Here is a 25,913-nt window from a genome sequence, read left to right on the forward strand (position 1 = left end):
GGTCAGGCGAGGTGCATCCGGGCGAAGGCGCCGAGCACCACGCGCTCGGACTGCACCAGGTAGCGCTCGAGCTCCGTGGCTCCCGCCGCGGCGCCCTGCGTGAGGAAGGCGTCGAGCACGGCCCGGTTCTTGCGCACGAACGGCTCGTGCAGCGACCGCGGATCGTCGATCTTGAGGAACGCCAGCCGCAACTCGGCCGCGACGTTGCGATAGGTGCGGGCGAGGCGGGGGCTGTCGGCCAGGTCGACCAGTGCCACGTGGAAGGCCATGTTGGCGCTGCCGACCGCTCGCCACGTGCCCGCGTCGTCGCGCGCGGCATGGCTCCCCGCATCCTCGGCGGCGTCCACCGCGTCCTTCATGCGCTGCACCGCCGGGTGCTCGGGCTCGGAGTGCCGCAGAGCCGTGCACTCGATGATGCGGCGGGCGCGGTAGATGTCGACGACGTCGGCGATGGACGGCGATGCCACGGAGACTCCGCGGTGCGGGATGTGCTCGACCAGGCCCTGCTCCGCCAGCACGCGGAAGGCCTCGCGCAGCGTGTTGCGCGACACGTCGAACCGTTCGGCCAGTGCCGACTCGGACAGGCGGGAGCCCGGGGCGAAGTCGCCGTCGATGATGCGCTGACGGAGCACGTCGGCGAGCGGGCCCTGCTGGTTCATGCCTTCATCGTAGGCGGGTGCCCGGGCCGCTCCGCCCGGGATCGGTACGAGATGGCAATGCGGCTGTCGCACGATGGAAACATTATTGTTGAACAATCGGGCGTGGTCCGTTCTACACTGGGTGCCTATCCGACGCCCACCAACGACGATGGGAACCCCTATGTCCGAGCAGTCCTCCGCCGCCCTCACCCCTGAGGACGAGGCCAGAGCCGCCACCGCGAAGAAGCGCGCAGGGCGCAGTGCCGTCATCGGCGCGATCTTCCTGATGGCGACGAGCGCCATCGGCCCCGGCTTCATCACCCAGACCGCGACGTTCACCGCCCAGATGGGCGCCGCCTTCGCCTTCGCGATCCTCGTCTCGATCCTCGTCGACATCGCCGTGCAGCTGAACGTCTGGCGCATGATCACGTCCTCGGGCAAGCGCGCCGGCGAGCTCGCCAACAGCGCCATCCCGTTCTCCGGTCATGTCATCGCGGTGCTGGTCGTGATCGGCGGCCTCGCGTTCAACATCGGCAACATCGCCGGTGGCGGGCTCGGCCTCAACGCCCTCCTCGGGGTCGATCCCAAGCTGGGCGGCGCCGTCACGGCGGCCCTGGCGATCATCATCTTCCTGGTGAAGAAGGCAGGCAGGGTGATGGACGTCGTGCTGATCGTGCTCGGCATCGGCATGATCGTGATGACGGTCGTCGTCGCGATCATCGCGCAGCCGCCGGTCGGGGATGCGCTGCGGCAGACCTTCGTGCCGGACGAGCTGAACTTCGCCACCATCACCACGATCGTCGGCGGCACGGTCGGCGGCTACATCACCTACTCCGGTGCGCACCGCTACCTCGACTCCGGTCACGTCGGACCGCAGTACGCCAAGCCCGTGATGCGGGCGGCAGCCAACGGCATCCTCGTGACCGGCATCATGCGCTACGTGCTGTTCCTCGCCATCCTCGGCGTGGTCGCATCGGGCGTCGCCCTCGACCTGTCCTCGCAGGCCGCCAACCCCGCGGGGCAGGCCTTCGGGGCCGTGCTCGGCGACGCGGGCCTGCGCATCTTCGGTGCGATCTTCTGGGCCGCCGCGATCAGCTCCGTCATCGGCGCCGCGTACACGTCGGCCACCTTCCTCTCGACCTTCACCGCCAAGCTGCGCGGCGGCTGGCCGCTGCAGCTCGCGACCGTCGCGTTCATCGTCGTGTCGCTCGGGGTGTACCTCGCGATCGGCACGGCGCCCGCCGCGATCCTGGTCTTCGTCGGCGGCTTCAACGGCCTCATCCTGCCGATCGGACTGACCGTCTTCATGTACATCGGCTGGTTCCGCCGCGACCTGCTCGGAGACCGCAAGTACCCGATCTGGCTGCTCGTCGCCGGTACCGTCGTGACCGTGCTGACCTGGTACATGGGGGCCGTGTCCATCGGCCCGATCTTCGCCTTCCTCGGAATCGGAGCGTGACGTCATGGCGACCATCGACCTGAACTCGGACCTCGGCGAGAACGTCCCCGACCGGGTCGTGAGCGACGATGCGAGCATGCTCGAGATCGTCACGAGTGCGAACGTGTCGTGCGGGTTCCACGCCGGGAGCCCGGAGGGCATCCGCGAGACCCTCGCTGCGGCGGTCGCGGGCGGCGTCGTGATCGGCGCGCATCCCGGCTACCGCGACTACGAGAACTTCGGGCGCACGAAGGTCGACATCGACTCCGCGACGCTGCAGGCCCACGTGGAGTATCAGCTCGGCGCCCTGCTCGGCCTCGCCGCGGCGGTCGGCGGACGGGTGTCGTACGTCAAGCCGCACGGCGCGCTGTACAACACCATCGCCCGCGACGAGCGGCAGTCGAAGGACGTGGTCGCAGCGATCCGCGCGATCGACCCCTCGCTCGTGCTGCTCGGGCTCGCGGGCGGTGTGGTGCTCGACGTCGCCGAGCGGGCAGGGCTCGCGGTCGCCGCCGAGGCCTTCGCCGACCGCGCCTACCAGCCGGACGGACAGCTCGTGTCCCGCACCGAGGAGGGCGCCGTGCTGCACGACCCCGTCGCGGTCGCCGAGCGCATGGTGCGCCTGGCCGCGGACGGCGTGATCCGGGCGATCGACGGCACCGACGTCGCCGTCTCCGCCCAGTCGATCTGCGTGCACGGCGACAGCCCGGGATCCGTCGCGATGGCCGCCGAGACCAAGCGCCTGCTGGAAGCCGAGGGCATCACGATCGCGCCCTTCGCCGGAGCCTGACATGGCCGTGCTCGCGACCCCCGCCCAGCTCGCCGATGCGCGCGCCGCCCGTGCCGCGCACCGGGCGGGGCACGCCGCCCCCACCAGCGGCGTCGCCCCCGGGCTGACGCAGGCGAACCTCATCGCCGTGCCCGCCGACTGGGCCTTCGAGACCCTTCTGTATGCGCAGCGCAACCCTCAGCCGTGTCCGGTCCTCGAGGTGATCGAACAGGGCGCGGTGGAGTCCCGGCTCGCACCGGGCAGCGACATCCGCACCGACATCGGGCGCTACCGCGTCTGGCGGGACGGCGAGCTCGTCGAGGAGGTGTCCGACGCGACGGCGGCGTGGGCAGAGCATCCCGACCTGGTCGCCTTCCTCATCGGCTGCAGCTTCACGTTCGAGACCGGGCTGGCGGAGGCAGGGATCCCGATCCGTCATCAGCAGCTCGGGCGCAACGTGCCCATGTACCGGACGGCGGTGGACTGCACTCCGGCGGGACGACTGCGCGGGGAGATGGTCGTCTCGATGCGTCCGATCCCGGCGGACCGCGTCGCCGATGCCGTGCAGATCTCCGGACGCACCCCGGCCGTGCACGGCGCGCCGGTGCACATCGGCGACCCGGCCTCCCTCGGCATCGCCGACGTGATGGTGCCCGACTTCGGCGACGCCCCGGAGATCCGCCCCGGGGAGCTCCCGGTCTTCTGGGCCTGCGGCGTCACCCCGCAGGCGGCGATCATGGCCTCGAAGCCGCCGTTCGCGGTCACCCACGCCCCGGGCTACATGTTCGTCACCGATGTGCCGGATGCGGAGTATCGGGTCTGATGCGCATCCTCACCGCCTCCGACAGCGCGCTCCTCGTCGAGGCCGACGACCTCGCGCAGGCCATGCGACTGAACCTCGCCTGGGACGGCGTCCCCGGCGTGGTCGAGCGCATCCCGGGGGCCCGTACGGTGCTCGTCCGCTTCGACCCCCACCGCACGACGGCCACGGCGCTCGCCGAGATCCTGGCCGCGACCGAGGCCGATGCCGTCGAGCTCCCGGACGCGGGAGAGGTGACGGTCCCCGTCCGATACGACGGAGAGGACCTGGACGAGACCGCCGCCCTGCTCGGCGTGTCAGCGGAGGAGCTCGTCGAGCGCCACCTCGCCGCCGAATGGCGGGTGGCCTTCTCGGGCTTCGCCCCCGGCTTCGGATACGCCGTCAGCGGCGACCCGCTCTTCGACGTGCCACGACGATCGTCGCCCCGCACCCGGGTGCCTGCCGGTTCGGTCGCGCTCGCGGGGGCGTTCAGCGGCGTGTATCCCCGGGAGAGTCCGGGCGGCTGGCAGCTCATCGGCCGCACCGCCCTGGAGATGTGGGACATCGATCGCGACCCGCCTGCCCTGCTCGCGCCGGGCCGCCGCGTGCGCTTCGTGCGTGCGGAGCGGGAGGCGACCGCGCTGGCTGCCGCGCCCGACGCCGCCGCGCCCGCCGCTGAACCCGCCGCGCCCGCCGCCGCTGCGGTCGAGGTCGTGCGGGCGTCGCTGCAGCTGCTCGTGCAGGATGCCGGGCGCCCGGGCTATGCGGCCCTCGGGGTCTCCGCGTCCGGGGTGGCCGACCGGACCGCGTCGCACGATGCGAACCGCGCCGTGGGCAACCCTCCCGAGGCCGCGGTGCTGGAGAGCGTGGGCGGAGCGGTGCTGCGCTTCCGCGGGGCCGGCGTCGCCGCAGTGGCGGGGGCGCTCGGCACGCTCGTCCTCAGCGATTCCGCGGGGGTGGAGCGGCCGGTCGTGCACGGTGCCCCGTTCGCGACGGTCGACGGGGACGAACTCACCCTCGGGCATCCGGAGCAGGGCCTGCGCTACGTCGTCGGCGTGCGCGGCGGACTCGACGTCGATCCGGCGCTGGGCAGTCGCGCGGCCGACACGCTCGCCGGTCTCGGGCCGCAGCCGCTGTCCGCCGGTGCCGTCGTCCCCATCGGCGAGGTCGCGGCGGCCTCGGTCGACCCGGTGTCCGTGCCGCGACCGCTGCCCGCCCCCGGCGACCTCGTGCACCTCGAGATCACGCTCGGGCCCCGCGACGACTGGTTCACGCCGGCCGGACGCGAAGTGCTCACCGCGCAGGAATGGACCGTCACCCCGCGTTCCGACCGGGTCGGGATCCGCCTCCACGGCGACACGCCCCTGGAGCGGGCGGTCAGCGGCGAACTGCCCAGCGAGGGCGCTGTCACGGGTGCCATCCAGGTGCCGCCGGACGGGCAGCCCGTGCTCTTCCTCCCCGACCATCCGCTGACCGGCGGCTACCCCATCGTCGGCGCGCTCACCGACCGCAGCCTCGACCTCGCCGCCCAGCTCGCGCCGGGCGTGCGCGTGCGCTTCACCGTCAAGGAGACCCCATGACCACTGTGCTGATCGCCAACCGGGGGGAGATCGCCGTCCGCGTGATGCGCGCCTGCGCCGAGGCGGGGTACGTCTCGGTCGCCGTGTACGCGGATCAGGATGCGGATGCCCTGCACGTGCGTCTCGCGGACGAGGCCGTGGCCCTCGGCGGCGACACCGCGGCGGACACGTACCTGTCGATCGAGGCGCTGATCGAGGCGGCGCGACGGAGCGGCGCCGATGCGGTGCACCCCGGCTACGGCTTCCTGTCGGAGAGTGCGGCGTTCGCACGTGCGGTGGAGGACGCGGGTCTCGTGTGGATCGGACCCTCGCCGGAGAGCATCGACGCACTCGGCGACAAGATGACGGCCCGTCGCATCGCCCAGCGCGTTGGCGCGCCCCTCGCCGCCGGCACCGACGAGCCGCTGTCCGGCCCGGAGCAGGCCGTGGCCTTCGCGGAGGAGCACGGCTTGCCCATCGCGATCAAGGCCGCGTTCGGCGGCGGCGGGCGCGGACTCAAGGTCGTGCGGGAGCTGTCCGAGGTCGGGGCGGCATTCGAGGCGGCGACGCGCGAGGCCGTGGCGGCCTTCGGTCGCGGCGAGTGCTTCGTGGAGCGGTTCCTGGAGCGCCCGCGGCACATCGAGGTGCAGGTGCTCGGGGACGGACGCGGCGGTGTGGTCGTGGTGGGCGACCGTGACTGCTCGATGCAGCGCCGCAACCAGAAGCTCATCGAGGAGGCTCCGGCGCCCGGACTCACAGCGGCCCAGCGCGAGCAGTTCCATGACGCGGCGCGGGCGATCTGCGCCGAGGTGCAGTACCGCGGCGCCGGCACCGTGGAGTTCCTGCTCGCGGCCGACGGCACGATCTCGTTCCTGGAGGTGAACACGCGCCTCCAGGTGGAGCACCCGGTGACGGAGCAGGTCACCGGCACCGATCTGGTGCGCGAGCAGTTCCGCATCGCGTTCGGCGAGGGGCCGTCCTTCACCGAGACCCCGACCCCGCTCGGTCACGCGTTCGAGTTCCGCATCAATGCGGAGGACCCGGGCCGCGGATTCCTGCCGAGCCCGGGCCGCGTCGACGTGCTGCGCGTGCCCGGAGGCCCCGGCGTGCGCTGGGACAGCGGCATCGAGGCGGGAGACACCGTGCAGCCCGCGTTCGACTCGATGATCGCGAAGCTCATCGTGCACGCGGAGTCGCGGGATGCGGCGCTCGTCCGGGCGCGTCGGGCGCTGCGCGAGCTGTCGGTCGAGGGGCCGGCCACCGTGATCCCGTTCGACCTCCGCGCGATCGACGACCCGGCCTTCGCGACCGCGACCTTCGCCGTGCACACCCAGTGGATCGAGACGACGCTGCTCCCGGCGCTCGAGTCCCAGGCGCGGCCGGCGGTCGCCCCGACCTCCGGACTGCAGCGGTTCTCGGTGGAGATCGACGGCCGCCGCGTCGTGCTCGGCCTCCCCGCGGAGCTGCTGGCGGGCATCGGCCGGTCGGCGGGGGAGGTCGCGGCGCCCGTCTCTGCGACGGACCCCGCGGAGCTCCGCGTCCCCGCGCCGGGCACGCTCGTGCGGTGGCTCGTCGACGACGGCGCGGCAGTGGCCGAGGGAGAGCCGGTGGCCGTCCTCGACGCGATGAAGATGGAGACCACGGTCGGCGCGCACCGTGCCGGCACCCTCGCCCGCGGCGCCGACACCGGCAGCGTCCTCTCCGCCGACGCCCTCCTCGCGACGATCGCCTGAGCCGCGGGACGGGGTCAGGTGGGGTCGCCGCCCAGCGGCCCTACCGGCTCCAGCGGCTTCGGATCGTCGGCGCCGGTCTTGCGGGCGCGGGCGATGAGGTTGCCCAGGTGATAGATGAGCAGCGCGGCGACCGTGCCGAGCACGATGCCGCCGAATGCGAAGTCGCCCAGCTGCATCGAGAACCCGGCGATGCCGATCACGAGGGACACCGCGGCCGTGTACTGGTTGACCGGGCGGGAGAAGTCCACGCGGCTGTCGACCCAGATCTTGATGCCGATGATGCCGATCAGCCCGTAGAGCGCGGTGGTCGCGCCGCCCAGCACCCCGGCCGGGATCGAGTTGAACACCTCACCGACCTTCGGGGAGAACGCGAGCAGGATCGCGAACAGGCCGGCCACCCAGTAGACGGCGGTCGAGTACACGCGGGTCGCGGCCATGACACCGATGTTCTCGCCGTAGGTCGTGGTGCCGGAGCCGCCGAAGCCGCCCGCGATCGTGGTGGCGACACCGTCGGCGATCAGGGCGCGGCCGGTGTGCTTGTTGATGGACGGGTCCTCCGTCATCGTGGCGACTCCGCGCACGTGGCCGACGTTCTCCGCGATCAGCACGAGCACGACGGGCAGGAACATCGCGATGGTGGACCAGGTGCCCGGCTCGACGAAGTCGGGGAGCTGGAAGTGCGGCAGGCCGATCCAGGGAGCCTCGGCGATCAGCTCGGCGGGCGTCTTGTCGCCGCGGAGTGCGTTGGGCACGTCGAACGAGCCGTTGAACGCGGCCCAGACGAAGCCGACCGCGACGCCGAGGAAGATCGAGATGCGACCGAGGAAGCCGCGGAACAGCACCGCGAACAGGATGATCGCGACGAGAGTGATGGTGGCCGTCACCGGGTCCAGCGCGAAGTTGTTCCAGGCGGTGGGCGCGAGGTTGAAGCCGATCAGGGCGACGATGGCGCCGGCGACGACCGGGGGCATCAGGGCGTCCACCCAGCGCAGCCCGGCGAACTGCACGACGAGGCCGACGATGGTGAGCAGCACGCCGACCGCGACGACGCCCGCGAGCGCGGAGCCCGTGCCGCCCGCGGCGACGGCGGCCGTGATGGGGGCGATGAACGCGAAGGAGCTGCCGAGGTAGCTGGGCAGCTGATTCTTCGTGATGAGCAGGAAGAGCAGGGTGCCGAGACCGCTGAACAGCAGCGTGGTCGACACGGGAAAGCCGGTGAGTGTCGGCACCAGGAAGGTGGCGCCGAACATGGCGACCACGTGCTGCGCGCCGATGGCGATGGTCGCGGGCCAGCTCAGGCGCTCCTCGGGGGTGACGACGGTGCCGGGGGCGACCGTGCGGCCGTTTCCGTGCAGCTTCCACAAAGCCATGCGGGCTCCTCAGGGGTTCGGGATCGGGGCGGAGTGCTGGAGCAACACTACCGATTCCTGAGTTTTCCCTGAGCGCCGGAATCGAGGGTAGACGCGGCCGTAGAATGGTAGACGTGAGCCTGAACATCAAGAACGAGACCACCCATGAGCTGGTGCGGCGCCTCGCGGAACTCACGGGCCAGAGTCAGACGGGCGCCGTGGAAGACGCGGTGCGTCGTCGCCTCGCGGAGCTGGAGCACGATCGTGAGGCGGAGGTCGCGCGCAAGCTGGCGGCGATCGAGGCCGTGGTCGCGCGTTTCCAGGCACTGCCCGTCATCGGCCCGAGCTACGAGGAGATCATGGAGGAGATGTACGACGAGCAGGGCCTCCCGCGTTGATCGTCGATACATCAGCGCTGATGGCCATTCTCAAGCGCGAGCCCGAGGCGGAGAGCTTCGCTCTGCTTATGACGCGCGAGTCGGTGGCCCTCTCCGCCGCCACTTTGACCGAGGCGTACATCGTCGCGGGCGTGCAGGTGGGAGCGCCAGCGCTGGCCGAAGTCGATGCGCTGCTTTGGAGCGCGGACGCTGAGGTCATCCCGGTCGATGAAGCCCAGGCGCGGCTCGCCGGCGATGCGTACCTTCGGTTCGGCCGCGGCTCGGGCAGCCGCGCGCGCCTCAACTACGGCGACTGCTTCTCCTACGCACTCGCGATCAGTCGCGATCAGCCGCTGCTGTTCAAGGGAGACGACTTCGCCCACACCGACGTGCGGCGGGTGGAGTAGGAGGCGACGGGAGCGTCAGGCGCCGAGGCGGTCGATGAGCTCGCGGTAGCGCGCGGTGGTGCGGGCGACGACGTCATCGGGCAGCGCGGGCGGCTCGCCCTGCCTGTCCCAGTTCGCGGCGAGCCAGTCGCGCACGATCTGCTTGTCGAAGCTCGCCATGCGCTCCGCCGGCGTCGTCCCGGTGCGCCACGACTCGGCGTCCCAGTAGCGCGAGGAGTCGCTCGTGAGCACCTCGTCGGCGAGACGCAGCACGCCGTCGGCGTCGACCCCGAACTCGAACTTCGTGTCGGCGAGGATCAGGCCCTTGTCCTCCGCGATCGCGGCGGCGCGGGCGTAGACGGCCAGTGAGGTGTCGCGCAGCTCCGCGGCGCGTTCGGCCCCGACGAGCTCGACGACGCGGTCATACGTGATGTTCTCGTCGTGCTCGCCCAGAGGGGCCTTGTAGGCGGGGGTGAACAGCGGCTCCGGCAGACGGTCGCCGTTGTGCAGGCCCTCGGGCAGCGCGATGCCGCACACCGTGCCGTGCTCCTGGTACTCGGCCCACCCGGAGCCCGTGATGTAGCCGCGCACGACGCATTCGATCGGCAGCATCTCCAACGACTGGGCGAGCATCGCACGGTCGGCGACCTCGGCGGGGAGCTCGCCGTCCGCGAGGTGGTTCGGCACGTCGAGCTGTGCGAACCACCAGCGGCTGAGCCGTGTGAGCAGCGCGCCCTTGTCGGTGATGCCGGGGGAGAGCACGACGTCGAACGCGCTGACACGGTCGGACGCGACGACGAGGATGCGGGTGTCGGCCGGGTCCTCCGAGGCGTAGAGGTCGCGGACCTTGCCGGAGTAGAGGTGTCGCCATCCGGTGATGCTCGGCGCGGGGGCTGCGGAAGGTGTGCTCACCCGCCCATTATCCCGGTCCCCGTCGCGTCGCCCGCACAGAAGTCAAGGGGGGCGCTTGCCGCCCGGGCCCACGGAGGCGTATAGTCCACGTGGACTAATCGAGGTGGAGCATGGCGAAGGACCCGGTGACCACCCTCACGCCGCTGGGCGTGATGGTGCTCGCGCTGCTGCGCGAGGGCGACATGCACCCCTACGAGATGGTGCGCCTGCTGCGCGCACGACACGACGACCGGCTGATCGCCGTCACGAACGGCACGCTCTACCACACGGTCGCCCGGCTCCAGAGGGCCGGGCTGCTGGAGGAGGTCGGCATCGACCGAGACGGCAACCGGCCGGAGCGCACGACCTACACGCTCACGGACGACGGGCGCGAGGCCGTGCTCGCCTGGGTGCGCCGCGAGCTCCCGCGCATCGATCGCGAGACCGACGCCCGTGTCGCACTCGCCGAGGCGCACAACCTCGATCGCGACGACGTGATCGGCCTGCTGCGCGAGCGTCGCACGGCCCTCACCGACTCGCACACCCTGCACCGCGACGGGCTGCACAAGGCTCACCGCAAGGGCGTCCCCGCCCAGGTCCTCGTCGAGGTCGAGCGCCAGGAGGCGCTGCTCGCCGCGGAGCTGCGGTGGCTCGACTCCCTGCTCACCCGGCTCGACGGCGGCACCCTCTCGTGGGGACCCGACGCGTTCGACCACTCCGACCGCTACCTCGCTCAGCGAAAGGCCGCACAGCAATGACCGAATCCCGCCAGACCGCAGGGCCGCAGACCGGTCCGTTCGCTGCCGGTCATGCGCCCAAGAGCCCGTGGCCGGCGCTCTGGGCGCTCGTCATCGGCTTCTTCATGATCCTCGTCGACACCACGATCGTCTCGGTCGCGAACCCCGCCATCAAGGCCGCGCTCGACCCGGAGACGAACAACCTCGACAATGTCGTGTGGGTGACCAGCGCCTACCTGCTCGCCTACGCCGTGCCCCTGCTCATCACCGGGCGGCTCGGCGATCGCTTCGGCCCGAAGAACATCTACCTGATCGGGCTCGCCGTGTTCACACTCGCGTCGCTCTGGTGCGGTCTGTCGACCACGCTGGAGGGACTCATCGCGGCGCGTGCGGTGCAGGGGCTCGGTGCCGCGTTCATGACGCCGCAGACCATGGCCGTCATCACCCGCACCTTCCCGCCCGAGCGCCGTGGCGCCGCGATGGGGCTGTGGGGAGCCACGGCGGGTGTCGCCACTCTGGTCGGCCCCCTCGCCGGTGGCCTGCTGGTGGACGGCTTGGGCTGGGAGTGGATCTTCTTCGTCAACCTTCCGGTCGGCGTCGTGGCGTTCGTGCTCGCCTGGGTGCTCGTGCCGCGCCTGAAGACGCACCCGCACCGCTTCGACCTGGTGGGCGTGGTGCTCAGCGCCGTCGCGCTGTTCCTGCTCGTGTTCGGGCTGCAGGAGGGGGAGAAGTTCGACTGGGGTGTGATCTGGGGACCCATCTCGGTGTGGGGCCTGATCATCGCCGGGCTCGTGGTGATGGCGCTGTTCATCGTGCAGCAGGCGCGGACCCGGAGCGAACCGCTCGTGCCCCTCGCCCTGTTCCGCGACCGCAACTTCTCCGGGGCGAACGTCGCGATCGCCGCGGTCGGGTTCACCGTCACGAGCATGTCCCTGCCGATGATGTTCTTCCTGCAGACCGCGCGCGGGCTCACGCCGACCGAGGCCGCGATGCTGCTCATCCCGATGGCGGTGCTCTCGGGTGTGCTCGCGCCGGTGGCCGGCAAGATCCTCGACCGGGTCGATCCGCGGCTCATCCTGATCCCCGGTCTGCTCTGCGTCGGCGGTGCGCTGCTGTGGTACTCGGCACTGACCACGATGGACACGCCGATCCTGATGTTCCTGCTGCCGTCCGCGCTGATGGGCATCGGCAACGCGGGCATGTGGGGCCCTCTCGCGACGACCGCCACGCGCAAGCTGCCGCCGCGCCAGGCGGGCGCGGGCGCCGGCATCTACAACACCACGAGGACCATCGGCTCCGTGATCGGCTCGGCGTCGATCGCCGCGTTCATGCAGTCGCGTCTGGAGGCGAACCTCCCGGGACTGGCCGAGGCGCCGGCGGGTGTCGGCGGCGGCGGATCCCTTCCGCCTCAGGTCGCCGAGGGGTTCGCCGCCGGCATGGCGCAGGCCCTCCTGCTCCCGGCCGCGGTGATCGTGGTCGCCCTGATCGCCGCGCTCTTCCTCGGTCGCTACGACCGCGCGGGGGAGCAGACGCAGCAGACCACGCCCGCGGCGCCGACCGCCTGAGCGTCAGCGCAGGGCGAGCTGGATCCTCCGGCTGAGCCGGTCAGCCGCCCTGCGCACGCCCAGCGTGGGAGTGCGCCCGCTCGCCCTGCCCTCCAGCACGATCCGCACGTCCGACCCCGCCCCGACGGGGGCCGCGACCACGCGCACGCGCTGCCGCTCGGCGAAGACGGCACCGCGCCGCGTGAAGACGACGCTCCGCTCGTCGGTCACCGGCCCCTCGCTGCCGGCGGCCCTCGCGCCGATGCGCCGGACCGCATCGAGGACCGATGCGGTGCCCTCCGTGGTGTAGAAACTCGTGTGCGCCGTCGCACGCATGACGGACTCCCCCTGGTGTCTCGATCCCTTCACGGGACCCTCCCGCCCCGTCCGGTCCCACTGGAGAGACGGGGAGAGGGGCCGTTCATTACGCGAGTGCGGCCGACTTCGCCAGCGTCCCCGGTGCGTGCTCAGCGGATGCCCAGGGTTAGGGTGGATGGTCGGCGGCCGCCGGGTCGCCCCTTCCGACCCCTCGAGGAGCACTCGTCGTGAGCCGAAATCCATCCTCCGCGGTGAGCCGCCTGCGCCGGTTCGGGCGCACCGCCGGCGCGACCGCGCTCGCCGCCTTCATCGCCGTCGGCGCTCTCCTCGTCGGGGCGGCGCCCGCGTCCGCCGAGGGCGAGACCTATGTGATCGGCACCGACACCACCTTCGCGCCGTTCGAGTTCACGAACGAGAGCGGCGACCTGGTCGGCATCGACATGGACCTGCTGCGTGCGATCGCCGAGGATCAGGGCTTCGAGGTGGAGATCCGCCAGCTGGGCTTCGACGCCGCCGTCCAGGCTCTCCAGTCGAACCAGGTCGACGCGGTCATGGCCGGCATGTCCATCACCGACGAGCGCAAGCAGACGTTCGACTTCAGCGACCCGTACTTCACCAGCGGTGTGCAGCTCGGCGTGCTCGAGTCCAGCGACATCGAGTCCCTCGACGACCTCGACGGCAAGACCGTGGCGGTGAAGACCGGCACCCAGGGCCAGACCTTCGCCGAGGAGAACCAGGAGGAGTACGGCTTCCGCATCACCCCGTACCAGGACACCACGGACATGGTGGACGCGGTCAAGGCCGGGCAGGCCGTCGGGTACTTCGAGGACTTCCCCGTCCTCGCCTACGGCATCCAGCAGGGCTCGGGCTTCCGTCTCGTCGGAGACCCCGCGCTCGGCGGCGAGTACGGCTTCGCGGTGAACAAGGGCCAGAACGGCGAGCTCCTGGAGATGTTCAACGCCGGGCTCGCCAATCTGCAGGACTCCGGCGAGTACGAGGAGATCGTCGACACCTACCTCGCCGCGGGCGACGACGCCGGTGAGGCGCAGCCCACCGACATCATCTCGGTCGCGGTGAAGTACTGGCCCGCCCTCATGCAGGGTCTCTGGCTCACGATCCTTGCGACGATCGTCGCGGTGGTCGCGGCCTTCATCCTCGGCGTCATCTTCGGCTTCGGGCGGATCTCGAAGTTCGCGCCGTTCCGCTGGATCGCGACCGCCTACGTGTACGTCTTCCGCGGAACGCCGATCCTGATCCAGGCCTTCTTCGTGTTCTTCGCCATCCCGCAGCTGATCCCCGACCTCAAGTTCGACCCGTTCGTGGCCGGAGCGATCACGCTGTCGCTGAACACCGGCGCCTACATGACGGAGATCATCCGCGGCGGCATCCAGGCGGTCGACCCCGGCCAGGCGGAGGCGTCGCGCTCGCTCGGCCTGAGCCACTGGAAGACGATGCGGAAGGTCGTGCTGCCGCAGGCGTTCCGGATCATGATCCCGTCGTTCGTGAACCAGGGCATCATCACGCTGAAGGACACCTCGCTCATCAGCGTCATCGGTCTCGCCGAGCTGACCTTCGTCTCGCGCCAGATCATCGCCTCGACGTATCTCTCGGCACAGGTGCTGACGATCGTCGCCATCATCTACTTCGTCGTGATCACGCTGCTGACGCTGCTCGCGAACCGCCTCGAGAGGAAGGCCAACGCATGAGCAAGATCGAGGTCAGGGACCTGCACAAGTCCTTCGGCGACAACGAGGTGCTCCAGGGCATCGACCTCACGGTCGCGGACGGCGAGGTCGTCGCCGTCATCGGCCCCTCCGGCTCCGGCAAGTCGACGCTGCTGCGCTGCCTCAACAAGCTGGAGGAGCCCACCTCGGGCCATGTCATCGTCGACGGCGTCGACCTCACCGACAAGAGCGTGAAGCTCGACGAGGTGCGCCAGCGCATCGGCATGGTGTTCCAGCACTTCAACCTGTTCCCGCACATGACCGTGCTGGAGAACATCACGCTGGCTCCCGTCGAGCTGGGGCGCATGACCAAGGCGCAGGCGCGCGAGCGGGCGCTCGCCCTGCTGGAGCGGGTGGGGCTGCAGGAGAAGGCCGATGCCAAGCCCGCATCGCTCTCGGGCGGGCAGAAGCAGCGCGTCGCGATCGCCCGCGCGCTCGCCATGGACCCCGAGATCATGCTGTTCGACGAGGCCACGAGCGCCCTCGACCCCGAGATGGTCGGCGAGGTGCTCCAGGTGATCCGCGACCTCGCCGAGGGCGGCATGACCATGGTGCTGGTGACGCATGAGATGGGCTTCGCCCGCGAGGTCTCCGACCGCACGGTGTTCATGGACGGCGGCGTGGTCGTCGAGGAGGCGGCGCCCGCCGAGCTGTTCGGCGCCCCCAAGAACGAGCGCCTGCAGGACTTCCTGTCGAAGGTGCTCTGACCTCGACGACGCTCTGAGGTCGGGATGCGTCGACGCGGCAGACGCTCCTCTGCATCTCACGAAGACCCACCTCCCTCGCCGGACGGTGGGTCTTCGAGCGTTGGCGATCATCTTGAGTAGCGTGTTACACGTCACAATGACTGAAGGAGATCACATGCACCGTCCGAACCCCGCTCGTCCGCTTCGCGCCCTCGCCGCCTCCGCCCTCGTCGTCGGAGCCATCGCGCTCGGAGCGTGCTCTCCTCCGGCGTCCTCGCCCTCGCCGTCCGCCACCGACTCCTCGCCGGCGAAACCCAATGCCGAGGAGCAGCGTGTCGCTGCGGCCGCGACGAAGAAGGTGGCGGCGGCGCAGATCGCGGTCTCCGGGCTCGCCGAGATCGTCGACGGATTCCGCGCGGCGCTGAAGGGAGAGAAGCCGGACACGGTCGTCGAGACGGCGACGAAGGCGGGCACGGACCTGTGGGCCCGCGCGGTGGCCACCGCCCAGGGCACCATCGCCGAGCTCCCGGCGGCGAAGGACGAGGACCGCGGTCTGTACTGGGCCCGGCTCACCATGCGCGTGGCTCTCGAGGACTGGGCCGGCGGGCATGGCGACCGCGGGGCCCGACTGGCCGATGCCGTCGACGCCCTGGAGTACGCTTCCCGCGGCTACGGCGACGCCACCTTCACCGCGGACGGTGCCCGCCATGTGATGCTGAGCGGCTTCGACCCGTTCGGCGACTGGAAGAAGGAGCCCTTCCTCAGCAACCCCTCCGGAGCGATCGCGCTGCACCTCGACGGTCGCACGATCGACACCCCGCAGGGGCCGGTCGTGTTCCAAGCCGTGATGCTCCCCGTGAGCTGGGCGGAGTTCGACCGCGGCGTGGTGGAGCGCGCATACGCGCCCGTGCTGGCCCCGGGCGATGCCGACGCGGATGTCGTCGCGACGATCAGCCAGGGCGTCTACCCCGAATTCTCGATCGAGCAGTGGGCGGGGGCGTTCCGCGACGGGGCGCCCGACAACCGTGGCGAGGGCGCTCCCGAGGGATTCCGCGAAGAGGTGCCGGCGGCGACGGGCTTCCCGCAACCGCCCAAGACGCTGCAGTTCATCGAGACCACGCTGCCGTACGAGGCGATGATCGCCGCGGGGACCACTCCGTCCGCCGTGAAGCTCAACCCGATCGCCTGCACCTCGAAGACCGAGGCGCGAGGCGATGACGACACGACGTGCGACATCGTGCCCCCGGCGCCGGATGCGCTCGCAGCCAGCGGCAGCGGAGGTGCCTACCTCTCGAACGAGAGCATGTACCGCGCCAACCGCCTTCGCATCGGCCTCGGGCGCGACGATGTGCGCGGCGGGCACCTGCACACGCCGGTGCCGGATTACACGGGCGTCGACGACACGGGGCGCGGAGAGGCGTTCGAGGCGCAGCGTCATGCAGTGGTCGATCAAGCGCAGGCGCTGCTTCTGGCCGCGGCGACCGCGGGCTGAGGTCGGCTCACCCTCGGGCGGCGGTCGCCCGGGTCGAGGAGGCCGGCGGGGCCGGGGGCCGGCCTACTCGGCGACCTGCGCGGCGATGTCCGTGCGGAAGTGCGCGCCGTCGAGGCGGATGCGGCCGATCGCGTCGTACGCACGGTCGCGGGCCGTCCGGAAGTCGGGTGCCACCGCGACCACGTTCAGCACACGGCCGCCCGTCGCGATGAGGGAGCCCCCGGGGGCGTCAGGGCTCGCGGTCGCCGCGTGCACCAGCCGCACACCCTCGACGGCAGCCGCGTCGTCCAGACCCTCGATCGGGCGACCCGTCTGCGGCGCCTCGGGGTAGCCCTCGCTGGCCAGCACCACCGTGATGGCCACGTCGTCGCGGAACACCGGCTCCGGCTGGTCCTCCAGGGTGCCGGAGGCGGCCGCGAACAGCAGCTGCGACAGCGGGGTCGACAGCCGCGGCAGCACGACCTGGGTCTCCGGGTCGCCGAAGCGCGCGTTGAACTCGATCACCCGCACGCCGTGCGGGGTGAGGATGAGCCCGGCATAGAGCAGCCCGATGAAGGGGGTGCCCTCGGCGTCCAGCTGCCGGATCACGGGAAGCGCCACGTCGCGGGTGACCTCGGCGACGAACTCCTGCTCGCTGCCGAACTGCTCCGCGAGCCAGGGCAGCGGCGAATACGCCCCCATGCCGCCCGTGTTGGGCCCGGCATCGCCGTCGAGGGCACGCTTGAAGTCCTGGGCAGGGCTGAGCGCGCGCACGGTGTCGCCGTCGCTCAGGAAGAACAGCGAGACCTCCGGACCGGAGAGGAACTCCTCCACGAGCACGGGGCCGGCGGGCAGATACTGCTCCGCGTGCGCGAGCGCGGCCGCCCGGTCGGCGGTCACGATGACGCCCTTGCCCGCGGCGAGACCGTCGGCCTTGACGACGTAGGGTGCGCCGAGCTCGTCGAACGCCGCCTCGGCCTCCGCGCTGCTCGCGGCGCGCACGGCGCGACCGGTCGGCACGCCCGCGGCGTCCATGACCCGCTTGGCGAACGACTTGGAGCCCTCCAGCTGCGCGGCGGCGCGGCCGGGGCCGAACACGGGGATGCCGCGGGCGCGCAGCTCGTCGGCCACACCGGCGACCAGGGGGGCCTCGGGGCCGATCACGACCAGGTCGATGGCGTGCTCGTTGGCGAACGCCGTGACCGCGGCTCCGTCGAGCGGGTCCACCGACACGGGGGTCGCATCCTGGGCGATGCCGGCGTTGCCGGGCGCCACGAAGATGTCGTGGCCCGCCTCCTCCGCTCGGAGGGCGAGGATGATCGCGTGCTCACGGGCACCGGAACCGAGGACGAGGATCTTCACCCGTCCAGCCTATCGAGGCGCTCCGGCCGGATTTCAGCCTGCCGGGCGTTCACAACTCAGGAGTGATGCGTGAGACGCGGGCGTTCTGACGGCGCGTCGCGTCGGGTCGGCCCCGATTCTCCTGAGTTGTGTACGCCGGGGCTCAGAGCTCGATCGGGCGCTCGTCCGTCTCGTCCCACGGCACCGTCCACCCGGCGGCGTCGAACAGGGCGTCCAGCACCATGGCCGTGAAGCCCCACACGATCGTGCCGTCGACGTCGAACGCCGGGCCGCGGAACGTGCGCCCCAGGCGCGACAGCGTCGAGGTGAACCGGATGTCGGGGTCGAGGAGCTGTGCGACGGGGACGCGGAACACCTCCACGGTCTCGGCGTGATCGACGGCGACCACCCGCGACGGCGACTGCCACCACGCGAGCACGGGCGTGACCAGATGGTTGCTCGCGGCGAGGGGGATCACGGGAAGCGTGGCCAGCACCTCCACGCCGGTGGGGTCGAGTCCTGTCTCCTCCTGCGCCTCGCGGAGCGCGGTGGCCACGGCATCCGCATCGCCCTGGTCCACGCGGCCGCCCGGGAACGACACCTGCCCGGGGTGGGAGGAGAGCGTCGGGGCGCGGCGCTGGAGCAGCACGTCGAGGTCCCGCGCGACGGCCGCGTCCGGCGTGGTGGCGGGAATGCGGTCGAGCACGCCGAACAGGATGAGCACGGCGGCGTCGTGGGCGCTCTGCGGGTCGGCGAGCGGCGGGATCGGCACGCCCCAGGAGTGGTCGGCCACAGCGGCGAGCAGCTCGGCGCGGGCGCCCTGGGGATGCATGCTCATGCGTTCGAGCTTAGGCCGCTGACGTGCGCGGGGCCCCGGTTCTAGGGTGGAGGCATGGCGAGGAAGATCGACATCATCGACGGTCGGGCGGCGCTCGACGCCGTGCGGGCCGCCGAGGCCGCGGGCGCGAAGCCGCAGCGCACGGAGCTCGCCACCGCCGTGCGGTACCTGCTGCAGCTGCTCGACGAGAAGGCGCCGGGCAACAGCGTCGAGGTGCGGGTGCCGCCGTTCGGCGCGGTGCAGGTGATCCAGGGGCCCCGGCACACCCGGGGCACTCCGCCCAACGTGGTGGAGATGGACGCGGCGACCTGGATCGCGGTGGCCACGGGCGCCGAGGCCTGGGCGGACGCGGAGTCCGCGGGGCGCATCCACGCCTCGGGCACCAGGGCCGACCTCACCGCGGTGCTGCCGCTGCGCCCCTGAGCGCGCGCACGGACGCCCCTCGTCTTCCGGCTGCGGCCTCTGCGGGCCTGAGCGCGCCCGCAGACGCCCCTCGTCTTCCGGCTGCTGCCGCTGCGGGCCTGAGCGAGCCCGCGGTAGGCCGCTCGGTCGCTGCGGCTGGGCCTCGCGCCGAGCAGGCACGCGGACGCGGTCCCCGGTTCTGCTGCTGCGCGCCTCGCGCACACGGAAGGCCGCCCGGTCGCTGCCGATCGGGCGGCCTTCGACGTGAGAGCGGGCGTCAGGCGAGCTGCGAGCGGAACGCCTTCGCCGCGCCCATCAGCTCCTCGACCCTGGCGCGGTCGGCCCGGTTCTCGAACCGGCCGTCCTGCTTGAAGTAGGTGCCGACCACGGCGCCGTCGGCCACCGCGAGCTGATCGGCGACGTTCGACGCCCGCACTCCGGTGTTGACGAAAACGGGCACGTCCCCGGCGTTCTCCTTCACGATCGCGAGCGACTGCGTGTCGGTGGGCGCCCCGGCGGTGAGGCCGGACACGCACAGCGCGTCCGGCTGCGTGGCGAACACGGTGGACCGTGCGATCGAGCCCAGGTCCCGCTCGGCGAGGTAGGCGGCCGACTCCGGGACGATGTTGAACAGCAGCTTCACGCCGGCTGCGCCGATGCGGTGCCGGTGCCGGGCGACCTCGCCCACGTTGGTGTTCCACAGGCCGAAGTCGCTGGCGTAGACGCCGGTGAAGATCTCGCGCACGAAGGCGGCGTCGGTCGCGGTGGCCAGGTCGATGGAGGCGCGGCCGTCCCACAGCACGTTCACGCCGTACGGGACGGCGAGGTCGGACTGCAGCTCGCCGATGATGCGAGCCATCGCGATCGCCGTGATCGGCTCGGTCTTCGTGAGATAGGGGAGGCTGAACTCGTTGGAGATGAGCACGGCGTCCACCCCGCCGCTCTGCAGCGCGTCCAGCTCGCTCTTGGCGCGGTCCACGATCGCCGCGACGCCGGCGGCGGTGTCGTAGCCGGGGTCGCCGGGGAGCGGGGCCAGGTGCAGCATCGCCACGATCGGCTTCTGCGTGCCGAACACCTCCGGGAGCCAGTTGGGCATGTCTTCCTCGTTTCTTCGGAATGGATCACAGTGAGTGTGAAAGATTCACGAAGAGCAAAGCATAAGTAACTCATTCACACAAGGTTGTCGCCTAGGGTGGAGCTGCCACACGAGGAGGTAGGGATGGAAGCCCACGAGCGCCGCGCGTTGATCGAGCAACGGGTGCTCTCCGACGGCGAGGCCGAGTTCAAGGCCCTCGCGCTGGAGTTCGACGTCTCGGAGATGACGATCCGCCGCGACCTGGAGCTGCTGGAGGAGCGCGGGAGCGTGCGCCGCGTGACCGGCGGTGTGATCGCCGCGCACGGCACCGCCGTCGAGCCGGGGTTCAACTCGCGCGCCCTGATGGGGGCGCGCGAGAAGATCAACATCGCCGCCGCGGCCGTCGCGCACCTCAACCACGGCGAGACCGTGGTGCTCGACAGCGGCAGCACGGCGCTCGCCGTGGCCCGCGCGATCGTCGGCAAGGGTCTCGGACTGACCGTGGTCACGCCGAGCATCCTGGTCGCGCTGGAGCTGCACGACGAGCCGAACACCACGATCCTCGTGACCGGAGGGCGGGTCCGGCCCGGCGAGCTCAGCCTGGTCGGCGCCGAGTCGATCGAGGCCTTCCGGCGCTACAACTGCGACGTGTACGTGATGGGCGTCTCCGGCGTCGACGGCAAGCGCGGGCTCTCCGACTACAGCAACGAGGAGGGCGCCGTGAAGCGCGCGGCGATCGAGGCCTGCGACCGGGTGATCGTCGTCGCCGACGCCTCGAAGCTCGGCCGCGTCCATCTCACGAACGTGGCGGGGCCCGGCGAGGTCGACCTGCTGGTCACGGACGGCGCGGTGGACCATCCGGCCCTCGCGGGGCTGCGGGCCGCCGGCGTGCAGATCGAGGCCGTTCCCGCGCTCTGACGGGGACGGGGTGCGGGCGGGATGCGGCGCGCAACGGTTGCGCAACGGCTGTGAGAATTCGCATTGACAACGGGCGTCGTCACGTTTTACTGTTCCACAGCGTTGAGATTTCTTCCCATTCCTCCCTGGGGGTGGTGGAAACTAACACTGACTCAGACACGAAGGAGTGGAACATGCGTAAGACGAAGGTCCTTGCCGGCATCGGATTCGGTGCCGTGGCCCTGCTCGCCCTCGCCGGCTGCGGACAGGTCGGCGGCGGAACGGGCGGCGGAGAGTCGGGCGGCGGAAGCTCCGAGGGCGGGGCGATGGTCACCGTCGTCAAGATCTCGGGCGTCGGCTGGTTCGACCGCATGGAGGTCGGCGTGAACGAGTTCGCCGAGGAGACGGGGATCGACGCGCGGCAGGAGGGCGCGGACGACGCCAGCCCGGAGAAGCAGATCCAGATCATCCAGGACCTGATCGCGCAGTCGCCCGCCGCGATCACGGTCGTTCCCAACTCGCCGGAGGCGCTGGAATCGGTCCTGAAGCAGGCCAGGGACCAGGGCATCGTCGTCGTGGCCCACGAAGCCGCCGGCATCAAGAACGCCGACATCGACATCGAGGCGTTCGACAACCGGGCCTACGGGGCCCAGATCATGGACAACCTCGCGGAGTGCATGGGCGAGACCGGCCAGTACGTGTCGTTCGTCGGCGGCCTCACCGCCAAGACCCACATGGACTGGGTCGGCGGCGCGTACGACCAGCAGCAGGCCGAGTACCCCGAGCTGACCCGGGTCGAGGAGCCCGTGGAGAGCAAGGAGGACGAGAACGTCGCCTACCAGCGTGCCAAGGAGCTGCTGGCGAAGTACCCCGACCTCGCGGGCTTCCAGGGCTCGGCGGGCACCGACGTCGCCGGCATCGCCCGCGCCGTGCAGGAGGCCGGTCTGGAGGACCAGGTCTGCGTGATGGGGACGAGCATCCCCTCGGTCGCCAAGAAGTACATCGTCGACGGCTCGATCGACAAGATCTTCTTCTGGGACCCGGCGATGGCGGGCAAGGCGCAGCTCAAGATCGCGCAGCTGCTCGTCGACGGCGAGGAGATCACCGACGGCACCGACCTCGGCATCGAGGGCTACACCTCCCTCACCAAGCTCGAGGGCTTCGACAACGTGTTCGTGGGCGACGCGGCCGTCATCGTCGACAAGGACAACGTCGACGAGTACGACTTCTGACCCGACGTCACCCCACGACTCAGGGTGGGGCCGCCCGAGGCCGGCCCCACCCCGGAGGAACAACATGAACGCAGAACAGGCGCACCCGACGCCCGTGCTCGAGGTGCGGGGGGTGCGGAAGGTGTTCGGCGGCGTCGTCGCGCTCGACGACGTCGCCCTCACCCTCCTCCCGGGGCGGGTGCACTGCCTCGCCGGAGAGAACGGGTGCGGCAAGTCCACCCTCATCAAGATCATCAGCGGGGTCGAGAAGCCCGAGGCGGGGGAGATCCTGCTCGACGGCGAGCCGATGACGCACCTCTCGCCCACCCAGGCCCTCCGCGCCGGCATCCAGGTCATCTACCAGGACTTCTCGCTCTTCCCCAACCTCACGGTCGCGGAGAACATCGTGCTGCCCGCCGCCATCGCCGCGCGGCGGAAGCTGTACAGCGCGAAGAACCGGCGTCCGGAGGCGCAGCGCATCGTCGAGGAGCTGGGGCTCACCCTCGACCTCGACGCCGACGTGGAACGGCTCTCCGTCGCCGACCGTCAGCTGACCGCCATCTGCCGCGCCCTGGTGCAGGACGCCAGGGTCATCTTCATGGACGAGCCCACGACCGCGCTCACGCACTCCGAGGTGGAGCGCCTGTTCGCCCTGGTGCGGCGGCTGCAGCAGCGCGGCGTCGCGCTCGTCTTCGTCAGCCACAAGCTCGACGAGGTGCTGGAGGTCTCGCAGGACATCACGGTCCTCCGCTCGGGACGGCTCGTCGCCAGCGGGCCCGCCGCCGAGTTCGACGTCGCCTCGCTCACCCAGGCGATGACGGGGCGCGCGGTCGACGACTCGCGCGTCGTGGTCCCCGTGGACGAGGAGGCGGCGCCGCTGCTGCGGGTCGAGCACCTCGACCTCCCCGGCGCCTTCACCGACGTCTCCTTCGATCTGCAGCCGGGGGAGATCCTCGGGCTCACCGGTCTGCTCGGCTCGGGCCGCGGCGAGATCGCCGACGCCCTGTTCGGGCTGCTGACGCCGCGCGCGGGCACCGTCACGCTCGATGGCCGCCGCGTGCGCCCTGGCAGCATCCGCGCCTCGATCGACGCCGGCTTCGGCTACGTGCCGGAAGACCGGCTCACGCAGGGGCTCTTCCTGGACAAGTCCATCTCGGACAACATCATCGCCGGCTCCCTCGACCAGCACGCGGTCGGCCGTGTGCTGCTGAGCCGGCGCCGCACCGCCGAGACCATCTCGCGCCTGTTCTCCCGGCTGCGCATCAAGGCGCCCACCGTGGAGGCCCCGGTGCGCTCCCTCTCCGGCGGCAACGCGCAGCGCGTGGTGCTGGCGAAGTGGCTCGCGACGAAACCCCGCGTGCTGATCCTCAACGGGCCCACCGTCGGCGTCGACGTCGGCTCGAAGGAGGAGATCCTGCAGATCCTGCGGGACGCGGCGCGCGACGGCATGGGCGTGCTCATGATCTCGGACGACGTGGCGGAGCTGGTCTCCGTCTGCCACCGCGTGCTCGTGGTGCGCCGCGGCGCGATCGTCTCCCGACTGTCCGGCGACGAGATCGCCGCCCCCCGTATCCAGGAGGTGATGGCCGCGTGAGCGCCACCGACACCCGCATCCGCCTCCCCCGCCTGGGGCGGCACTCGAACGAGCTCGTGCTCGCCGGGATCATCCTCCTCCTCGTGGTCGTGATGTGCGCCGTGAACCCCGCGTTCTTCACGGTGCACACGCTGTTCTCGATCCTGCGGTCGGCCCTGGTGCCGATGGTCTTCGCGCTCGCGGTGCTGCTGGTGATCATCTCCGGCGGCATCGACGTCTCGTTCGCGGCGATCGGCATCTTCGCCGCCTACACGACCGTCACCCTCGCCCAGGGCGGGAGCTTCGATCCCGGGCTGCTCGGCATCCTCGTCATCGCCATCGTGATCGGCGGGGCGCTCGGGTTCGTGAACGGCATCGTGATCGCGCGCTTCCGGCTGCCCACCCTGATCGTGACCCTGGCCACCCAGGGCATCTTCAAGGGCGTGCTGCTGGCCTACATCGGCTCCCGCTACATCGCCGAGCTGCCGGGCAGCGTGTCGTGGCTCTCCACCGCGAACCTCATCTCGATCGAGTCGACCCGCGCGTACCTGCCGATGCTGATCGTGCCCGTCGTGCTGCTCGTGATCGGCGCCTCGTTCCTGCTGCGCCGCACCATGTTCGGCCGCGGCGTCTACGCGATGGGCGGCGACCTGGAGGGTGCACGGCGCGCGGGCTTCCCGGTCGTGCGCCTGCAGATCCTGCTCTACATGCTGGTCGGCGCGATCGCGGCCATCGGCGGACTGATCCACGTGGTCCTCGGACGCAGCGCCAACCCGCAGGATCTCGTGGGCACCGAGCTCGACGTGATCGCCGCGGTCGTGCTCGGCGGCGCCTCCATCTTCGGCGGACGCGGCACCGTGACCGGCACCGTGCTCGGCGTGCTGCTGGTGCAGATCATCAACAACAGTCTCATCCTGATGGGCGTGCCGACGGCCTGGCAGCGCGCCGCCGTCGGGATCCTGCTGGTGATCGGCGTGGGCATCCAGGCCGTGATGGCCCGCCGCGCCGCCCGGCGCACGTTCGTCCTCGACACGGTGAAGGAGTGACCATGCCATCGACGACACCCCGAGGCCGGTTCGGCGAGATGAACGACCAGGTCGACCGGTCCGTGCGCTCGCTGCTCGACCGCATCCACGTGAACCGCGGCGTGGGCCGCATGCTCGTGCTGTTCGCGCTCGCGTTCGCGCTGTTCGCGATCCTGAACCCGCGGGTGTTCCTGAACCCGGTGAACCTGCAGAACATGATGGTCGCCTCCCCGGAGGTCGGCATCCTGGCCATCGCGATGACCCTCGCGATGCTCACCGGCGGGATCGACCTGTCGCTGGTGGCCATCGCGAACCTGTCCGCGATCACGGTGAGCACGATGTTCACCGCGATCGCGAGCAGCGACCCCGCGATGGCGGAGTCCCTGGGCGGCCTCATCGCGCTGGTCGGCGTGGCCGTCGGCGTGCTCGCCGGCGCGATCAACGGCTTCCTGATCGCCACGGTCGGCATCACGCCGATCCTCGCGACGCTCGCCACCATGCAGATCTTCAACGGCATCGCGATCGTGTGGACCGGCGGCAAGACGCTGTACGGCGCGCCGGCGGTGCTGTCGTCCGTCGGGCAGTCCACGGTCGCCGGCATCCCGATCCTCTTCCTGGAGTTCCTGGTGGTCGCGGTGCTGATCGGCGTGCTGATCACGCGCACCCCGTTCGGCCGGCGGACGCAGCTGCAGGGCGCGAACCCCACCGCGGCGATGTACTCCGGCATCCGCAGCACCGGCGTCCTCTACGGCACCTACGTCACGACGGGCCTCCTCGGCGGCCTCGCCGGGCTCGTGTTCCTGTCGCGCAACCCGACGGCCAGCGCCGATTACGGCACGTCCTACGTGCTGCTCGTGATCGTGATCGCGGTGCTCGGCGGGACGAACCCGACCGGCGGCTTCGCGACCGTGACCGGTGTGGTGCTCGCGACGCTCGTGCTGCAGGTGGTGCAGTCGGGCTTCACGGCCATCCGCCTCTCCGCGTACGAGTACGCCATCGCGCAGGGCGTGATCCTGATCGCGGTGATGGTGTTCGACCAGGTGCGGGTGCGACGACGGCCACGGCGGGCGCCGAGCAGCCAGACCGAGACGATCGCGCTCGCCGAGATCCCCCGCGCCTGACCGGCGCCCGC

The 25,913-nt window shown here is 71.1% G+C and carries 25 protein-coding genes; 18 read left to right on the forward strand and 7 right to left on the reverse strand.

Annotated elements, in window-relative coordinates; all coding sequences use genetic code 11:
• Positions 1 to 2 precede the first annotated feature (2 nt).
• The gene (locus tag M3C17_RS01505) at positions 3 to 659 is read right to left on the reverse strand and encodes a GntR family transcriptional regulator (protein ID WP_259975874.1); all 657 of its coding nucleotides are present in this window, start codon (positions 657 to 659) and stop codon (positions 3 to 5) included.
• A gap of 160 nt (positions 660 to 819) precedes the next feature.
• Between M3C17_RS01505 and M3C17_RS01510 the strand changes: the two genes are divergently transcribed.
• The 5 genes from M3C17_RS01510 to M3C17_RS01530 are packed head-to-tail and all read left to right on the forward strand — an operon-like array spanning position 820 to position 6,936.
• Positions 820 to 2,097, forward strand: coding sequence for an NRAMP family divalent metal transporter (locus M3C17_RS01510; RefSeq protein WP_259975875.1), 1,278 nt, complete (start codon positions 820 to 822; stop codon positions 2,095 to 2,097).
• A 4-nt stretch (positions 2,098 to 2,101) separates the two neighbouring features.
• Positions 2,102 to 2,866 carry a LamB/YcsF family protein gene (locus M3C17_RS01515; protein ID WP_259975876.1) on the forward strand — a complete coding sequence of 255 codons (765 nt, stop codon included), beginning with the start codon at positions 2,102 to 2,104 and terminating at the stop codon, positions 2,864 to 2,866.
• Position 2,867: 1 nt separating this feature from the next.
• A complete protein-coding gene (locus M3C17_RS01520) occupies positions 2,868 to 3,668 on the forward strand; it encodes a putative hydro-lyase (RefSeq protein WP_259975877.1) in 801 nt (266 codons plus the stop codon).
• Entirely contained in the window at positions 3,668 to 5,224 is a 1,557-nt protein-coding gene (locus M3C17_RS01525; RefSeq protein ID WP_259975878.1) for an urea amidolyase family protein, read from the forward strand. The genes M3C17_RS01520 and M3C17_RS01525 overlap by 1 nt, the downstream gene beginning before the upstream one ends.
• Entirely contained in the window at positions 5,221 to 6,936 is a 1,716-nt protein-coding gene (locus tag M3C17_RS01530) for a biotin carboxylase N-terminal domain-containing protein (protein WP_259975879.1), read from the forward strand. Before M3C17_RS01525 ends, M3C17_RS01530 begins: the two co-directional genes overlap by 4 nt.
• A 14-nt stretch (positions 6,937 to 6,950) precedes the next feature.
• Here the strand turns inward: M3C17_RS01530 and M3C17_RS01535 are convergent, their stop codons facing one another.
• Entirely contained in the window at positions 6,951 to 8,306 is a 1,356-nt protein-coding gene (locus M3C17_RS01535; RefSeq protein ID WP_259975880.1) for a uracil-xanthine permease family protein, read from the reverse strand.
• Positions 8,307 to 8,419: 113 nt separating this feature from the next.
• Here M3C17_RS01535 and M3C17_RS01540 point away from each other — a divergent pair, with 113 nt between their 5' ends.
• Both M3C17_RS01540 and M3C17_RS01545 read left to right on the forward strand, forming a co-directional pair.
• Positions 8,420 to 8,683, forward strand: coding sequence for a type II toxin-antitoxin system VapB family antitoxin (locus tag M3C17_RS01540; RefSeq protein WP_259975881.1), 264 nt, complete (start codon positions 8,420 to 8,422; stop codon positions 8,681 to 8,683).
• Positions 8,680 to 9,069, forward strand: coding sequence for a type II toxin-antitoxin system VapC family toxin (locus tag M3C17_RS01545; RefSeq protein WP_259975882.1), 390 nt, complete (start codon positions 8,680 to 8,682; stop codon positions 9,067 to 9,069). The genes M3C17_RS01540 and M3C17_RS01545 overlap by 4 nt, the downstream gene beginning before the upstream one ends.
• Positions 9,070 to 9,084: 15 nt before the next feature.
• On the opposite strand, the gene M3C17_RS01550 is transcribed toward M3C17_RS01545, so the two are convergent.
• Positions 9,085 to 9,960 (reverse strand): phosphoribosylaminoimidazolesuccinocarboxamide synthase, encoded by an 876-nt coding sequence (locus M3C17_RS01550; protein ID WP_259975883.1) that lies wholly within the window; start codon positions 9,958 to 9,960, stop codon positions 9,085 to 9,087.
• A 110-nt stretch (positions 9,961 to 10,070) separates the two neighbouring features.
• Here M3C17_RS01550 and M3C17_RS01555 point away from each other — a divergent pair, with 110 nt between their 5' ends.
• A complete protein-coding gene (locus M3C17_RS01555; RefSeq protein WP_259975884.1) occupies positions 10,071 to 10,697 on the forward strand; it encodes a PadR family transcriptional regulator in 627 nt (208 codons plus the stop codon).
• Positions 10,694 to 12,241, forward strand: a complete 1,548-nt coding sequence (locus M3C17_RS01560) for a DHA2 family efflux MFS transporter permease subunit (protein WP_259975885.1) — start codon at positions 10,694 to 10,696, stop codon at positions 12,239 to 12,241. Before M3C17_RS01555 ends, M3C17_RS01560 begins: the two co-directional genes overlap by 4 nt.
• Positions 12,242 to 12,244: 3 nt before the next feature.
• Here M3C17_RS01560 and M3C17_RS01565 read toward each other — a convergent pair whose 3' ends face one another.
• A complete protein-coding gene (locus M3C17_RS01565) occupies positions 12,245 to 12,556 on the reverse strand; it encodes a hypothetical protein (protein ID WP_259975886.1) in 312 nt (103 codons plus the stop codon).
• Positions 12,557 to 12,765: 209 nt separating this feature from the next.
• Between M3C17_RS01565 and M3C17_RS01570 the strand changes: the two genes are divergently transcribed.
• The 3 genes from M3C17_RS01570 to M3C17_RS01580 all read left to right on the forward strand — a co-directional run bounded on the left by M3C17_RS01570 (position 12,766) and on the right by M3C17_RS01580 (position 16,440).
• Positions 12,766 to 14,244, forward strand: a complete 1,479-nt coding sequence (locus M3C17_RS01570) for an amino acid ABC transporter substrate-binding protein/permease (protein WP_259975887.1) — start codon at positions 12,766 to 12,768, stop codon at positions 14,242 to 14,244.
• Entirely contained in the window at positions 14,241 to 14,969 is a 729-nt protein-coding gene (locus M3C17_RS01575) for an amino acid ABC transporter ATP-binding protein (RefSeq protein WP_259975888.1), read from the forward strand. The genes M3C17_RS01570 and M3C17_RS01575 overlap by 4 nt, the downstream gene beginning before the upstream one ends.
• A gap of 154 nt (positions 14,970 to 15,123) precedes the next feature.
• A complete protein-coding gene (locus tag M3C17_RS01580) occupies positions 15,124 to 16,440 on the forward strand; it encodes a hypothetical protein (protein WP_259975889.1) in 1,317 nt (438 codons plus the stop codon).
• A gap of 63 nt (positions 16,441 to 16,503) precedes the next feature.
• Here the strand turns inward: M3C17_RS01580 and purD are convergent, their stop codons facing one another.
• On the reverse strand, positions 16,504 to 17,781 hold the full coding sequence (gene purD / locus M3C17_RS01585; RefSeq protein WP_259975890.1) for a phosphoribosylamine--glycine ligase: 1,278 nt from the start codon (positions 17,779 to 17,781) through the stop codon (positions 16,504 to 16,506).
• A 142-nt stretch (positions 17,782 to 17,923) separates the two neighbouring features.
• Entirely contained in the window at positions 17,924 to 18,598 is a 675-nt protein-coding gene (locus M3C17_RS01590; RefSeq protein WP_259975891.1) for a CoA pyrophosphatase, read from the reverse strand.
• A gap of 54 nt (positions 18,599 to 18,652) precedes the next feature.
• Between M3C17_RS01590 and M3C17_RS01595 the strand changes: the two genes are divergently transcribed.
• Positions 18,653 to 19,021 (forward strand): sterol carrier family protein, encoded by a 369-nt coding sequence (locus M3C17_RS01595; RefSeq protein ID WP_259975892.1) that lies wholly within the window; start codon positions 18,653 to 18,655, stop codon positions 19,019 to 19,021.
• Positions 19,022 to 19,277: 256 nt separating this feature from the next.
• On the opposite strand, the gene M3C17_RS01600 is transcribed toward M3C17_RS01595, so the two are convergent.
• Complete coding sequence (locus M3C17_RS01600; protein ID WP_259975893.1) at positions 19,278 to 20,096, reverse strand: BtpA/SgcQ family protein; 819 nt, start codon at positions 20,094 to 20,096, stop codon at positions 19,278 to 19,280.
• Between the two features lie 123 nt (positions 20,097 to 20,219).
• On the opposite strand from M3C17_RS01600, the gene M3C17_RS01605 reads away from it, so the two are divergent.
• The 5 genes from M3C17_RS01605 to M3C17_RS01625 all read left to right on the forward strand — a co-directional run bounded on the left by M3C17_RS01605 (position 20,220) and on the right by M3C17_RS01625 (position 25,902).
• Complete coding sequence (locus tag M3C17_RS01605; protein WP_259975894.1) at positions 20,220 to 20,993, forward strand: DeoR/GlpR family DNA-binding transcription regulator; 774 nt, start codon at positions 20,220 to 20,222, stop codon at positions 20,991 to 20,993.
• Between the two features lie 173 nt (positions 20,994 to 21,166).
• The gene (locus M3C17_RS01610; RefSeq protein ID WP_259975895.1) at positions 21,167 to 22,204 is read left to right on the forward strand and encodes an autoinducer 2 ABC transporter substrate-binding protein; all 1,038 of its coding nucleotides are present in this window, start codon (positions 21,167 to 21,169) and stop codon (positions 22,202 to 22,204) included.
• Between the two features lie 64 nt (positions 22,205 to 22,268).
• Entirely contained in the window at positions 22,269 to 23,777 is a 1,509-nt protein-coding gene (locus M3C17_RS01615) for a sugar ABC transporter ATP-binding protein (protein WP_259975896.1), read from the forward strand.
• The gene (locus M3C17_RS01620) at positions 23,774 to 24,802 is read left to right on the forward strand and encodes an ABC transporter permease (protein ID WP_259975897.1); all 1,029 of its coding nucleotides are present in this window, start codon (positions 23,774 to 23,776) and stop codon (positions 24,800 to 24,802) included. The genes M3C17_RS01615 and M3C17_RS01620 overlap by 4 nt, the downstream gene beginning before the upstream one ends.
• Before the next feature lie 2 nt (positions 24,803 to 24,804).
• Positions 24,805 to 25,902: an ABC transporter permease gene (locus M3C17_RS01625; RefSeq protein ID WP_259975898.1), complete on the forward strand. Its 1,098-nt coding sequence runs from the start codon at positions 24,805 to 24,807 to the stop codon at positions 25,900 to 25,902.
• Positions 25,903 to 25,913 lie beyond the last annotated feature (11 nt).

Origin of the sequence: Microbacterium sp. p3-SID336 (genome assembly GCF_025143365.1) — a bacterium.
Classification (GTDB): domain Bacteria; phylum Actinomycetota; class Actinomycetes; order Actinomycetales; family Microbacteriaceae; genus Microbacterium.